This window comes from Delftia sp. WY8 (assembly GCF_018437695.1).
Taxonomy (GTDB): domain Bacteria; phylum Pseudomonadota; class Gammaproteobacteria; order Burkholderiales; family Burkholderiaceae_C; genus Comamonas; species Comamonas tsuruhatensis.
This window is the reverse complement of record NZ_CP049795.1, coordinates 2983672-2996686: the sequence shown is the minus strand read 5'-3', so window position 1 is coordinate 2996686 and position 13015 is coordinate 2983672. Positions and strand designations below refer to the sequence as shown.

The 13015-nt window shown below is 67.2% G+C and carries 12 protein-coding genes; 9 read left to right on the top strand and 3 right to left on the bottom strand.

All coding sequences use genetic code 11. The features are described from left to right. Positions 1-3: 3 nt before the first annotated feature. From G4D77_RS13825 to G4D77_RS13815, 3 genes are all read right to left on the bottom strand, one after another. A complete protein-coding gene (locus tag G4D77_RS13825) occupies positions 4-1161 on the bottom strand; it encodes an esterase-like activity of phytase family protein (protein ID WP_154836010.1) in 1158 nt (385 codons plus the stop codon). 11 nt (positions 1162-1172) lie between these two features. After that, on the bottom strand, positions 1173-2669 hold the full coding sequence (gene glpK, locus G4D77_RS13820; RefSeq protein ID WP_154836008.1) for a glycerol kinase GlpK: 1497 nt from the start codon (positions 2667-2669) through the stop codon (positions 1173-1175). Between the two features lie 73 nt (positions 2670-2742). After that, positions 2743-3507, bottom strand: a complete 765-nt coding sequence (locus G4D77_RS13815; protein ID WP_016452008.1) for a DeoR/GlpR family DNA-binding transcription regulator — start codon at positions 3505-3507, stop codon at positions 2743-2745. A 277-nt stretch (positions 3508-3784) separates the two neighbouring features. On the opposite strand from G4D77_RS13815, the gene G4D77_RS13810 reads away from it, so the two are divergent. From G4D77_RS13810 to rplN, 9 genes are all read left to right on the top strand, one after another. Further along, complete coding sequence (locus tag G4D77_RS13810; RefSeq protein WP_034363480.1) at positions 3785-4864, top strand: ABC transporter ATP-binding protein; 1080 nt, start codon at positions 3785-3787, stop codon at positions 4862-4864. Position 4865: 1 nt separating this feature from the next. Then, positions 4866-5948, top strand: a complete 1083-nt coding sequence (locus tag G4D77_RS13805) for an ABC transporter ATP-binding protein (protein WP_154836006.1) — start codon at positions 4866-4868, stop codon at positions 5946-5948. Further along, positions 5945-6838 (top strand): carbohydrate ABC transporter permease, encoded by an 894-nt coding sequence (locus G4D77_RS13800; RefSeq protein ID WP_154836004.1) that lies wholly within the window; start codon positions 5945-5947, stop codon positions 6836-6838. Before G4D77_RS13805 ends, G4D77_RS13800 begins: the two co-directional genes overlap by 4 nt. 76 nt (positions 6839-6914) lie before the next feature. Then, the gene (locus tag G4D77_RS13795) at positions 6915-7730 is read left to right on the top strand and encodes a carbohydrate ABC transporter permease (protein ID WP_013804448.1); all 816 of its coding nucleotides are present in this window, start codon (positions 6915-6917) and stop codon (positions 7728-7730) included. A 160-nt stretch (positions 7731-7890) separates the two neighbouring features. Beyond that, positions 7891-8199, top strand: coding sequence for a DUF2160 domain-containing protein (locus G4D77_RS13790; RefSeq protein WP_016449169.1), 309 nt, complete (start codon positions 7891-7893; stop codon positions 8197-8199). A gap of 100 nt (positions 8200-8299) precedes the next feature. Next, positions 8300-10033 carry an ABC transporter substrate-binding protein gene (locus G4D77_RS13785; protein ID WP_154836002.1) on the top strand — a complete coding sequence of 578 codons (1734 nt, stop codon included), beginning with the start codon at positions 8300-8302 and terminating at the stop codon, positions 10031-10033. Positions 10034-10377: 344 nt separating this feature from the next. Beyond that, positions 10378-11967 carry a glycerol-3-phosphate dehydrogenase/oxidase gene (locus G4D77_RS13780; RefSeq protein ID WP_213757969.1) on the top strand — a complete coding sequence of 530 codons (1590 nt, stop codon included), beginning with the start codon at positions 10378-10380 and terminating at the stop codon, positions 11965-11967. 520 nt (positions 11968-12487) lie between these two features. After that, the gene (locus G4D77_RS13775; RefSeq protein WP_016449172.1) at positions 12488-12649 is read left to right on the top strand and encodes a hypothetical protein; all 162 of its coding nucleotides are present in this window, start codon (positions 12488-12490) and stop codon (positions 12647-12649) included. Beyond that, positions 12646-13014, top strand: coding sequence for a 50S ribosomal protein L14 (gene rplN / locus G4D77_RS13770; protein WP_016449173.1), 369 nt, complete (start codon positions 12646-12648; stop codon positions 13012-13014). The genes G4D77_RS13775 and rplN overlap by 4 nt, the downstream gene beginning before the upstream one ends. Position 13015: the final 1 nt, after the last annotated feature.

Sequence of the window (13015 nt, the reverse complement as noted above, 5' to 3'; positions counted from 1 at the left end):
CCTTCAGGGGGCGCAGGGCGTCGAGGGCCGGTAGGCGGTGACCAGGATCTGGTTGGCCTGCGCCGGGTTGAAGTTGTCGTCGCTGGCGAACACCAGCACGCGCGTGCCATCGGGCAGCGGCGGGCCCCAGGACATGGCCTCCATGTTGTCCAGCCGCCCGCGCTGAACCGTGGACAGGTCCGCAATCAGCTGCTTGGCTGCCACCTGCGGCGGGTTGCGCATGAAGCTGTCCATGGCCAGCGTATCGGGCGCTTGCAGGCCGATGCGGTACAGCCGCGCGCCAAAGCCGTGGCCCGGGCTGTAGGAGCGCTCCAGTACCAGCAGATGGTCGGGACCGTCCGGCAGGATTTCGCTGATGCCGTTGACCTCGCGCTGGGGCAGGGCCCAGCTGGCGGCCGGCACGGCATCGGGCTGGTAGGCGATCTGGCGCAGCAGCCGGCCGTCGTCCAGGCTGACCAGGCTGATGCGCACGGGCGCGCCCGCCGTGGCGGCGCTGGCGCGCGGGCCGTCCTGGCGCAGCGGCGCCTCCAGGGCCAGCCAGGCCTGCTGTCCGTCCGGCGTGACGGCCAGCCCCTCGAAGCCGAAGTTCGAGCGCAGGCCCGGCCTGCCGTCCTTGTCCTTGAATGCGTAGAACCACCGCGCGATCTGGCGGCCCGTGGCGTCGGTCCTCACCAGCGAGGTGCCAAAGCCCCGGCCCGGGTCGCCTTCATCGGTCCACAGCAGGCCGCCGTCCGGCAGCAGGCGGATGGCTTCGGGGTCGGGCACGGGCTGGGTGGCGGGCGCAGCGTGGCGCGGGAGCAGCCGCTGGCCCTGGGTATCGCGCAGCGGGTGCAGCTCGGTGATCCGCGCCTGCCAGGGATTGGAGCCGGCGCGCTGCCCGGCAGGAACCTGCTCCACGCGCAGCCGCATCCAGCGTGCGTGCCCGCGTGCCGAGCGGTCATCGCTGATGGCCACGTAGTCGCCGCGCTGCGCGTCGTAGTCCAGGCCCGAGATGCCGCCGGTGGTGGCGCCATGGATGGGCTCATCGCGCGCAATCGTGGTGCTGCCCAGCCATTGCAGGCGTGCGCAGGCGGTGGGCTGCGGGACCAGCAGCGCCTGCGGTGGCGCGGCACAGCCTGCCAGCCACAGGCCGCAAGCAACCAGGCTGGCAAGCCGGCGCAAGACAGTCAGCCTCAGGCCGCCAGCGCGGTCTGGGCCACCGCATGCTCCCAGCACGCCATCAGCTCGTCGGCGCGGTGCTTGTCCAGCGTGGGCACGAAGCGGCGCTCGGCCTTCCACAGCGCCGACAGTTCCTCGGTGCTCTGGTACACGCCCGAGGACAGGCCCGCCAGGTAGGCCGCGCCCAGGGCCGTGGTCTCCACGCAGGCCGGGCGCACGACGGGAATGCCCAGCAGGTCGGCCTGGAACTGCATGAGCAGGTTGTTGACGCAGGCGCCGCCGTCCACGCGCAGTTCGCTCACCGGCGCGCCGCCGCTGGCCACCGCGTCGCGGCTCATGGCCAGCAGCAGGGCGGCGCTCTGGAAGGCGATGGATTCCAGCGCGGCCCGCGCAATGTGGGCCATGGTGGTGCCGCGCGTCAGGCCCGTGATGGTGCCGCGCGCATCGGGCTTCCAGTAGGGGGCGCCCAGTCCCGTGAAGGCCGGCACCATCATCACGCCGCCCGAGTCGGGCACGCTCTCGGCCAGTTGCTGCACCTGGCCGCTGTGCTCGATGGCGCGCAGCCCGTCGCGCAGCCACTGGACCACGGCGCCGCCCACGAAGACGCTGCCTTCCAGCGCATAGGCCGGCGCAGCGGTGGGCTGTGCCGCAGCGGTGGTCAGCAGGCCGTTGGCAGAGGTCTGGAACACGCCGCCCGTGTGCATGAGCATGAAGCAGCCCGTGCCATAGGTGTTCTTGGCCATGCCGGCGGAAAAGCAGGCCTGGCCGAAGAGGGCGCTTTGCTGGTCGCCGGCCACGCCGCCGATGGCGATCTCGCCGCCCAGCACCTCGGCTGCCGTGCGGCCGAAATCGGCGGCGGAAGGCAGCACCTCGGGCATCAGCGCGCGCGGAATCTCCAGCAGCGCCAGCAGATCGTCGTCCCACTGGTTGGTGTGGACGTTGAACAGCATGGTGCGGCTGGCGTTGGAGACATCGGTCACATGGCGGCGCCCGCCCGTGAGCTGCCAGATCAGCCAGCTGTCCACGGTGCCGAAGGCCAGTTCGCCGCGCTCGGCGGCGGTGCGCGCGCCGTTGACGTTGTCCAGGATCCAGCGCAGCTTGGTGCCCGAGAAATAGGCGTCGATCAGCAGGCCGGTCTTGCCCTGGATGGTGTCGGCATGGCCGGCCTCGCGCAGTTGGGCGCACAGCGGCTCGGCGCGGCGGTCCTGCCAGACGATGGCGTGGTGCAGGGGCTGGCCCGTGGCGCGGTTCCAGACCACGGTGGTCTCGCGCTGGTTGGTGATGCCCAGGGCGCGGATGTCGGCCGCCGCCAGCCCGGCCTTGGCCAGGGCCTCGCGCGCCGTGGCCAGCTGGGTGCGCCAGATCTCGCGCGGATCGTGCTCCACCCAGCCGGGGCGCGGATAGATCTGCGGCAGCTCCAGCTGGGCAGAGGCCACGATGCGGCCCTGGGTGTCGAAGACGATGCTGCGCGAGCTGGAGGTGCCCTGGTCCAGGGCAAGCAGATAGGTCATGGTGCGGTATCCAGGAAAAGCAGGGCCGGTGCGCGTGTCCTGTGCGGGCGGTGGCGCAGCGGCTGCGGAAAACTTATTGCGCCACCACGCATTGCACCTCGGCTTCGCGAAGCAGTGCGTCGAAGGGCGCAGGGGGCGCGGTATCGGTGAACAGGCGGTCGATCTGGTCCAGGCGGGCCAGCTCCACCATGGCCTGGCGGTGGAACTTGCTGTGGTCGGCGGCCAGCCAGACCTCGCGCGACTGGGCAATGATGGTCTGGGCCACCTTGACCTCGCGCATGTCGAAGTCGCGCAGGCTGCCATCGGGCTCGATGGCCGAGATGCCGATCAGGGCGATGTCCACCTTGAACTGGCGTATGAAGTCCACGGCCGCCTCGCCCACGATGCCCCGGTCGCGCGTGCGCACCACGCCGCCGGCCACGATGACCTCGCAGTCGGCGTTGGAGCTGAGGATGGCCGCCACGTTGAGGTTGTTGGTGATCACGCGCAGGCCCCGGTGCTTGAGCAGGGCCTGGGCCACGGCCTCGGTGGTGGTGCCGATGTTCAGGATCAGCGAGCAGCCGTTGGGAATGGCCTCGGCCACGGCGCGCGCAATGCGCGACTTGCCTTCGGCATGCAGCACCTGGCGCTGGGGGTGGCCCAGGTTCTCGACCGTGGCGCTGGGCACGCGCACGCCGCCGTGAAAGCGCACCATCAGCCCGGCATCTGCCAGCTTCTGAATGTCGCGGCGCACGGTCTGAAGCGTCACGCCCAGGATCTCGGCCAGCTGCTCCACCGTGGTGGACTGGCGGCTGCGGACTTCGTCCAGCAGCTGTAGTTGGCGGGGGTTGGTGTTCACGGCAAATCCATCGGAGGGGCGATCGGGGGGACGGGTGGATGGTCGGGCAGTCAATCGGGCCGGGCGACGGGTTTATAGCGCATTTGACGCGGCCAGCCGTGGGCTGGGGAACTTTAAAACGAAGAAAAAGGAACAGCACCTAGGGTATGTGTTGATGGGCTGCGATCCGGAAAGAACAAAAATGAAGACGTTCGGGCCTTCAAACGCGCTTTGGAGGCCCGCCTTTCTCCTTGTTCAAATGCTGCCCCGGTGGCGGCCTCGCCAAAAGAGGGCAGTCGTGGAACTGGTGTTGGAGAGAATCAGCAAGCGTGTGGGCGGCCAGACCTGGCTGCACCCCATGCACCTGGAACTGGAAAGCCGCGCGGTGACCGTGCTGCTGGGCGCCACGCAGGCCGGCAAGACCAGCCTGATGCGCATCATGGCCGGCCTGGACGTGCCCACCGAAGGCCGGGTGCGCGTCGATGGCGTCGATGTGACCGGCATGCCCGTGCGCGAGCGCAACGTGGCCATGGTCTACCAGCAGTTCATCAACTATCCCTCGCTCACGGTGGCGGACAACATCGCCTCGCCGCTGAAGCTGCGCGGCGATCGCGACGTGGCGCAGCGCGTGCGCGCCCTGGCCGAGCGGCTGCACATAGAGATGTTCCTGGACCGCTATCCGGCCGAGTTGTCGGGTGGCCAGCAGCAGCGCGTGGCCCTGGCGAGGGCGCTGGCCAAGGGCGCTCCGCTGATGCTGCTGGACGAGCCCCTGGTCAACCTCGACTACAAGCTGCGCGAGGAACTGCGCGAGGAGCTGACCCAGCTGTTCGCCACCGGCAGCTCCACCGTGGTCTACGCCACCACCGAGCCCGGCGAGGCCCTGCTGCTGGGCGGCCACACGGCCGTGCTGCACGAGGGGGAGCTGCTGCAGTACGGCCCCACGGCGGAGGTGTTCCACCGACCCAATTCGCTGCGCGTGGCGCGGGCCTTCAGCGATCCGCCCATGAACCTGGTGCCCGCGCAGGCCGTGGACACCGGGTTGGAGCTGCCCGGCGGCGCGCGGCTGCCCATGGCGCTGCCAGTGGGCCTGGCCGCTGCCGGCCCCCTGACCCTGGGCCTGCGCGCCAGCGCGCTGCGCCTGCAGGCCCGGCCCGGGGATGTTGCGCTGCAAGGCGTGGTGGAACTGGCCGAGATCTCGGGGTCGGACACTTTCGTGCATGCCACCACGCCCTGGGGCGAGCTGGTGGCCCAGGTTACGGGCGTGCACCACCTGGACCTGGGCAGCGCGGTCACGCTGCACCTGGACCCGGCCCATGCCTACGTGTTCGGCACGGACGGCGCGCTGCTGCTGGCGCCGGCGCGGCCCGGAGGACGATGAGATGGCCCGCATAGAACTCGATCTGGCCCACTCCTACAAGCCGAACCCGCAGCAGGACAGCGACTATGCGCTGCTGCCGCTGAGCATGGTTTTCGAGGACGGCGGCGCCTACGCGCTGCTGGGTCCCTCGGGCTGCGGCAAGACCACCATGCTCAACATCATGTCGGGCCTGCTGGTCCCCTCGCAGGGCCGCGTGCTGTTCGACGGCAAGGACATGACGCGCGCCACGCCCCAGGAGCGCAACATAGCCCAGGTGTTCCAGTTCCCGGTGATCTACGACACCATGACCGTGGCCGAGAACCTGGCCTTTCCGCTGAAGAACCGCCGCATGCCTGCCGACCGCATCCGCGCCCGCGTGGGCCAGATCGCCGAGATGCTGGAGATGAGCGGCCAGCTCGACCAGCGCGCGGCGGGCCTGTCGGCCGATGCCAAGCAGAAGATCTCGCTGGGCCGGGGCCTGGTGCGGCCCGATGTGTCGGCCGTGCTGTTCGACGAGCCACTCACGGTGATCGACCCCCAGCTCAAGTGGCAGCTGCGCCGCAAGCTCAAGCAGATCCACCATGAGCTGCGGCTCACGCTGATCTATGTGACGCACGACCAGGTGGAGGCCCTGACCTTTGCCGAGCACGTTGTGGTCATGACGCGCGGGCGCGCCGTGCAGGTGGGCACGCCCGCCCAGCTTTTCGAGCGGCCCAGCCACGCCTTCGTCGGCCACTTCATCGGCTCGCCGGGCATGAACTTCGTGCCGCTGCAGCAGGACGGCGGCCGGCTGCTGGCCGAGGGCCAGTACCTGCCCCTGCCCGAAGCGCTGGCCGGCGTGGCGCCCGGCCTGCCCCTGAGCCTGGGCATACGCCCCGAGTACCTGGCACTGGCCTCGGCCGACGCGCCCGGCGCCGTGGCCTGCACGGTGGAGCGCGTGCAGGACGTGGGCACGCACCAGCTGCTGGTGGCGCGCCTGGGCGAGCGGCTTCTCAAGCTGCGCTGCGGCGCCGACGCCTTCCTGCCCGCCGCAGGGCAGACCGTCTGGGTGCAATTGCAGGGCCCCCACACCTGCTACTACGTCAACGAGGAGCTGCAGGCATGAGCCAGACCATCAAGCCCGTCAACCAGAAGGCCTGGCTGCTGATCCTGCCGGTCATCATCTGCGTGGCCTTCTCGGCCATCATCCCGCTGATGACGGTGGTGAACTACTCGGTGCAGGACATCATCAGTCCGGACCGGCGCGTGTTCGTGGGCACGGAGTGGTTTGCCCAGGTCATGCGCGACGAGGAACTGCACTCGGCCCTGCTGCGCCAGATCGGCTTTTCGCTGGCCGTGCTGCTGGTGGAAATCCCGCTGGGCATCGCGCTGGCCCTGTCCATGCCGGCCCAGGGCTGGAAGGCCTCGGCGGTGCTGGTCGTGGTCTCGCTGTCGCTGCTGATTCCGTGGAACGTGGTCGGCACCATCTGGCAGATCTACGGCCGCGCCGACATCGGCCTGCTGGGCGCGGCGCTCAACACGCTGGGCGTGGACTACAACTACACGGGCAATGCCACCCATGCCTGGCTCACCGTGCTGGTCATGGATGTCTGGCACTGGACGCCGCTGGTGGCCCTGCTGTGCTACGCGGGCCTGCGCTCCATTCCCGACGCCTACTACCAGGCCGCGCGCATCGACGGCGCCAGCAAGTTCGCGGTGTTCCGCTACATCCAGCTGCCCAAGATGCGCGGCGTGCTGATGATCGCCGTGCTGCTGCGCTTCATGGACAGCTTCATGATCTATACCGAGCCCTTCGTGCTCACGGGCGGCGGGCCCGGCAATGCGACCACCTTCCTGTCGCAGTACCTGACGCAAAAGGCCGTGGGCCAGTTCGACCTGGGGCCGGCGGCGGCCTTCTCGCTGATCTATTTCCTCATCATCCTGCTGCTGTGCTTCATCCTCTACAACTGGATGCAGCGCGTGGGCACGGCAGACAAGGAAGGGGCAAAAGAATGATCCCCACGCTCCCTTCGTTCACTGCCTCCTCGAGGGGGCTCGGCCTGCCTTGGGGTGGCCCTGCGGGAGGCCGGACATGACTGAAGACCGCCGTTTCCACAAGCGCACGCTGTTCCTCGTCGCCTACCTGCTGTTCGCCGTGCTGCCCATCTACTGGATGGTCAACATGAGCTTCAAGACCAACGAGGAGATCCTGTCGAGCTTCTCGCTGTGGCCCCAGCATTTCACCTGGGCCAACTACCAAACCATCTTCACCGACGCCTCCTGGTACTCGGGCTACATCAACAGCCTGATCTACGTGGCCATCAACACCGTGATCTCGCTGACGGTGGCGCTGCCGGCGGCCTATGCGTTCTCGCGCTACCAGTTCCTGGGCGACAAGCATGTGTTCTTCTGGCTGCTGACCAACCGCATGACGCCGCCGGCCGTCTTCCTGCTTCCCTTCTTCCAGCTCTACACCACGGTGGGCCTGATGGACACGCACATCGCCGTGGCCCTGGCCCACCTGCTGTTCAACGTGCCGCTGGCCGTCTGGATCCTGGAGGGTTTCATGAGCGGCATTCCGCGCGAGATCGACGAGACGGCCTATATCGACGGCTACTCCTTCCCGCGCTTTTTCCTCACCATCTTCCTGCCGCTGATCAAGGCCGGCGTGGGCGTGGCGGCTTTCTTCTGCTTCATGTTCAGCTGGGTGGAACTGCTGCTGGCGCGCACGCTGACCAGCGTGAACGCCAAGCCCATCGTGGCGACCATGACGCGCACCGTCTCGGCCTCGGGCATGGACTGGGCGACGCTGGCGGCGGCGGGCGTGCTGACCATCGTGCCGGGCGCCATCGTGATCTGGTTCGTGCGGCACTACATCGCCAAGGGGTTCGCAATGGGGAGGGTGTGAGGCACCCCCTGAGGCGCTTGCGCGCCTTCCCCCTCTCTACCCGCTTCGCGGGGGAGGGGGACGACAGCCTCGCGGCGGGGCGGCCCTTGCTTGCTGTCCCTCGCTTGGGGTCGCGCCAGTTTCGACGGGCAGTGGTTTTTGTTTCTGAAAGGACTCGTCAATGTTTTCCTGGATGGCCTGGACGCTGCCGGTGGCGGTGTTCTTCAGTTGCATCGTGCTGATGCTGGTGGGCATGACGCTGTGGGAGTTGCGCAGCCCGACCGTGATGCGCAAGGGCTGGCTGCCGATGGCGACGACGCGCGGGGACCGGCTGTTCATCGGGCTGCTGCTGGCGGCCTATGTCAATCTGGCCTGGGTGGGGCTGGGCGAGAAGATGGCGCAGTGGTTCTCGCTGGAGGCCGAGCCTTCGGTGTGGATCAGTTTTGTGCTGTCCATGCTCGTGCTGGCCGTCGTGATGCGCAAAGGCTGATCACTTCATTCCATTTATCGACAGCCGGGTCCGAAGCTCCCCCGGGGCCCGCTGGTGCATGTGCATGTCGGGGAGACAGCAAGAATCTAGGAGACGGCAGATGAAACAACGACTTCACACCATCGCCCTCGCGGCGGCCCTGCTGGCGGCGGGGCAGGCGGCCTGGGCCGGAGAGGCGGAAGCCAAGAAGTGGATCGACGCGGAGTTCCAGCCCAGCACGCTGTCCAAGGACCAGCAGATGGCCGAGATGAAGTGGTTCATCGAGGCGGCCAAGAAGCTGCAGGCCAAGGGCGTCAAGGAGATCGCCGTGGTCTCCGAGACCATCACCACGCACGAGTACGAGAGCAAGACGCTGGCCAAGGCCTTCACCGAGATCACGGGCATCACCGTCAAGCACGACCTGATCCAGGAAGGCGACGTGGTCGAGAAGCTGCAGACCTCGATGCAGTCGGGCAAGTCCATCTATGACGGCTGGATCTCCGACTCCGACCTGATCGGCACGCACTACCGCTACGGCCGCATCATGAGCCTGACCGACTACATGGCCGGCGCCGGCAAGGACTTCACCAATCCGGGCCTGGACATCAAGGACTTCATCGGCACCAGCTTCACCACCGCGCCCGACGGCAAGCTCTACCAGCTGCCCGACCAGCAGTTCGCCAACCTCTACTGGTTCCGCGCCGACCTCTTCGAGCGCAAGGACCTCAAGGACAAGTTCAAGGCCAAGTACGGCTACGAGCTGGGTGTGCCGCTGAACTGGAGCGCCTACGAGGACATCGCCGAGTTCTTCACCAACGACGTCAAGCAGATCGACGGCAAGCCTGTCTACGGCCACATGGACTACGGCAAGAAGGACCCCTCGCTGGGCTGGCGCTTCACCGATGCCTGGCTGTCCATGGCCGGCGCGGCCGACAAGGGCATTCCCAACGGCATGCCCGTCGATGAATGGGGCATCCGCGTGGCCGACGACAAGTGCACGCCCGTGGGCGCCTCGGTCTCGCGCGGGGGCGCCACCAACTCGCCGGCCGCCGTGTTCGCGCTCACCAAGTACGTGGACTGGATGAAGAAATACGCGCCCAAGGAAGCCATGGGCATGACCTTCGGCGAGTCCGGCCCCGTGCCGGCCCAGGGCCATATCGCGCAGCAGATCTTCTGGTACACCGCCTTCACGGCCGACATGACCAAGCCCGGCCTGCCCGTGGTCAATGCCGACGGCACGCCCAAATGGCGCATGGCGCCCGGCCCCAACGGGCCGTACTGGAAGGACGGCATGCAAAACGGCTACCAGGACGTGGGCAGCTGGACCTTCTTCAAGGACCATGACGCCAACCGCACGGCCGCCGCCTGGCTCTACGCGCAGTTCGTCACCGCCAAGACCACCAGCCTCAAGAAGACCATCGTCGGCCTGACGCCCATCCGCGAAAGCGACATCCGCTCCAAGGCCATGACGGACATGGCGCCCAAGCTCGGCGGCCTGGTCGAGTTCTACCGCAGCCCCGCCCGCGTGGCCTGGACGCCCACCGGCAACAACGTGCCCGACTACCCCAAGCTGGCCCAGCTGTGGTGGAAGAACGTGGCCCAGGCCGTCACCGGCGAGAAGACGCCCCAGGGCGCCATGGACAACCTGGCCGAGGAAATGGACCAGGTCATGTCCCGCCTGCAGCGTGCCGGCATGGCGCACTGCGCGCCCAAGCTCAACCCCAAGGGCGACCCGGCCAAGTGGCTCAGCGACAAGCAGGCGCCGTGGAAGAAGCTGGCCAATGAAAAGCCCAAGGGCGAGACGATTGCGTATGACACGCTGCTCAATGCCTGGAAAAACGGCAAGGTGCGTTAGCACCCCCTGAGGCGCTTGCGCGCCTTCCCCCTCTCTACTTGCTTCGCAAGGGAGGGGGACGACGCCCTCGCCGCGAGGCGGCTCTTGCTCGGCGTCCCTGAGTTGGGCCGTGTCGGCTTTGGACAACATGCCCTGTGCTGGTCTCCCGGCCTATCGCCAAATTCGTTGACTGCAAAAAACACGAAACGAAAGATAGCGAAGAAAAAAATACAAAAACGAGCGAAAATAGCGGAAAACCCGATTCCGTCCCCTTCGCATTGGGCGCAGGCGTGGCGTCCCGGGTGCTGACATGGCGGCTACATGGCGCCCTGTTAACTTGCCCCACATTCCTTCGTCGAAGATCCATGTCCCTCGCTGCTTCCCCTCTGCCCACCGGCCGCGCCGCCCTGCTGGAACGCCTGGCCCAGCCTGAAACCTACGATCTGGCCATCATCGGCGGCGGTGCCACCGGCCTGGGCGTGGCCCTGGACGCGGCGGCGCGCGGGTTCAAGGTCGTGCTGGTGGAGTCGCATGACTTCGCCAAGGGCACGTCCTCGCGTGCCACCAAGCTGGTCCATGGTGGCGTGCGCTACCTGGCGCAGGGCAACATCGCCCTGGTGCGCGAAGCGCTGCATGAGCGCACCACGCTGCTGCACAACGCGCCCCACCTGGCGCAGCCGCTGGCCTTCGTCATGCCGTCCTACAAGCTGCTGGACACGCCGTTCTATGGCATCGGCCTCAAGATGTATGACGCGCTGGCCGGCAAGGCCGGCCTGGGCGCCACGGAATTCCTCTCGCGCTCCAGCACCGTGAAGTGCCTGCCCACCGTGCGGCAGCAGGGCCTCAAGGGCGGCGTCAAATACTGGGACGGCCAGTTCGACGATGCCCGCCTGGCGCTGGCGCTGGCCCGCACGGCCGCTGCCAAAGGCGCGCTGCTGGTCAACTACTGCCCCGCACGTGAACTGCTGCACGAAGGCGGCAAGGTCGCCGGCCTGATCTGCGAAGACTCGGAATCCGGCCAGCGCTTCACGCTGCGCGCCAAGTGCGTGGTCAACGCCACCGGCCCCTGGGTGGACCTGTTTCGCCAGCAGGACGCCGAGGCCCAGGGCCGTCCCGTCAAGCCCATGGTCGCGCCCAGCCAGGGCGTGCACGTGGTCGTGGACCGCGACTTCCTGCCCAGCGACCATGCCCTGCTCGTGCCCAAGACGGCCGACGGCCGCGTGCTCTTTGCCGTGCCCTGGCTGGGCAAGGTCATCCTGGGCACCACCGACACGCCGCGCAACGACCTGGCGCGCGAACCCCTGCCTTTCCCCGAAGAACTGGACTTCATCCTCACCGAGGCAGGCCGCTACCTCACGCGCCAGCCCACGCTGGCCGACGTGCGCAGCATGTGGGTGGGCCTGCGCCCGCTGGTCAAGCCCCAGGACGACGATGGCGAAAACACCAAGAAGATCAGCCGCGAGCACACCGTCATGTCCAGCCGCACCGGCCTGGTGACCGTCACGGGCGGCAAGTGGACCACCTACCGCGCCATGGCCGAAGACGTGCTCTCCGAATGCTTTGCCATCGGCCGCCTGCCGTACCGCCCCGGGGGTGTCACGGCCCGCCTGCCGCTGGCCGGCGCCCCGGCCGAGTCCGCCGTGCACCACCGCATGAACCAGATCCAGGGCCTGCATTCCTACGGCACGGAAGCCTCGGCGGTGCAGGCGTTGCCGGGCAACGACGAATGGCTGGCCGACGGCCTGAACGAAGCCATGGTGCGCTTTGCCGCGCGCTTCGAATACGCGCGCACCGTGGAAGACGTGCTGGCGCGCCGCAGCCGCCTGCTGTTCCTCGATGCGCGCAAGGCCGCCGAAGTGGCCCCGCGCGTGGCGGCCATCCTCCAGGAGGAGCTGGGACACGACGCCGGCCTGGCGGACTTCATGCCGCTGGCGGCGCAGTACCTGCCTGCCTGATCCTGTCCATCTCCATGCACAACGCCCTGCAACGCAGGGCGTTGTGCTTTCTGCGTAAGACGCTTGCGCCACAAATGATTGTCAAAATTGATGAATATATGTACTCGATTGGTTTTATGAATGAGAATGCGGTTCATGGCGCCCAGCTTCAGTGCCAGTGAACAGCAGCCAGCACAAGGCTGACGAGGGAGGGAAGCAAAAAGAAAGCGCTTGAAAGTGCGTTTTCCGCAGGGCAAGGGCCGCGCCCAAGCCCGACGCGGTGGCCCCAAAGCCGCTGCGCGGTCTGTGCCGTCGTCGGTGCGGTCCGTCCGCAGCCAACAATTGCGTTGAGTCTGCCACCCTTTGCCGAGCCCGCGTGGCTCGGCTTTTTTATGGGCGTCTCCGGTGGCATGGGCCGATCGGGAGGCCCGGGCGGCCCCTCGGTTGCCGGCGCCCTTGTGGGCGTTGCGCAACGCTGCCGGGCAGGGGCGGGAAAAGTCGCTAAGGGTTTGACGCGCAAAGGAATTTCTGGGACAATCCCATGCTTCACGTGAAAATCGTGAAGTTATCTGCCCAGTGGAAGCGCCGAGAAATGGTTTTCGGCGTGGACGACGGGCCCAAGACTGACTGGCTGCTCGCGGCCCTTGAGAAGACTCTGGGGCTGTCGGGTGTTTGCTGGAGCAAGTTGGGAATATTGAAATGATCCAAACAGAATCTCGGTTAGAGGTTGCCGACAACACCGGCGCGAAGTCTGTTCAGTGCATCAAGGTGCTGGGCGGTTCTCATCGTCGCTATGCGAGTGTTGGTGACATCATCAAGGTGAGCATCAAGGAAGCTGCACCGCGTGGACGCGTCAAAAAAGGCGAGGTCTACAGCGCGGTCGTGGTGCGCACGGCGAAGGGTATTCGCCGCGCTGATGGCTCGCTCGTCAAGTTCGACGGCAATGCCGCCGTGCTGCTGAACGCCAAGCTGGAGCCTATCGGCACCCGCATCTTTGGCCCCGTGACTCGTGAACTGCGCAACGAAAAGTTCATGAAGATCGTGTCCCTGGCACCTGAAGTTCTCTAAA

What these genes read in the sequence shown, in the direction of transcription:
- glpK (WP_154836008.1), bottom strand. Translation starts at nt 2,669, where the DNA reads ATGACCTATCTGCTTGCCCTGGACCAGGGCACCTCCAGCTCGCGCAGC.
- G4D77_RS13805 (WP_154836006.1), top strand. Translation starts at nt 4,866, where the DNA reads ATGGCCCGCATAGAACTCGATCTGGCCCACTCCTACAAGCCGAACCCG.
- G4D77_RS13800 (WP_154836004.1), top strand. Translation starts at nt 5,945, where the DNA reads ATGAGCCAGACCATCAAGCCCGTCAACCAGAAGGCCTGGCTGCTGATC.
- G4D77_RS13795 (WP_013804448.1), top strand. Translation starts at nt 6,915, where the DNA reads ATGACTGAAGACCGCCGTTTCCACAAGCGCACGCTGTTCCTCGTCGCC.
- G4D77_RS13790 (WP_016449169.1), top strand. Translation starts at nt 7,891, where the DNA reads ATGTTTTCCTGGATGGCCTGGACGCTGCCGGTGGCGGTGTTCTTCAGT.
- G4D77_RS13785 (WP_154836002.1), top strand. Translation starts at nt 8,300, where the DNA reads ATGAAACAACGACTTCACACCATCGCCCTCGCGGCGGCCCTGCTGGCG.
- G4D77_RS13780 (WP_213757969.1), top strand. Translation starts at nt 10,378, where the DNA reads ATGTCCCTCGCTGCTTCCCCTCTGCCCACCGGCCGCGCCGCCCTGCTG.
- G4D77_RS13775 (WP_016449172.1), top strand. Translation starts at nt 12,488, where the DNA reads ATGCTTCACGTGAAAATCGTGAAGTTATCTGCCCAGTGGAAGCGCCGA.
- rplN (WP_016449173.1), top strand. Translation starts at nt 12,646, where the DNA reads ATGATCCAAACAGAATCTCGGTTAGAGGTTGCCGACAACACCGGCGCG.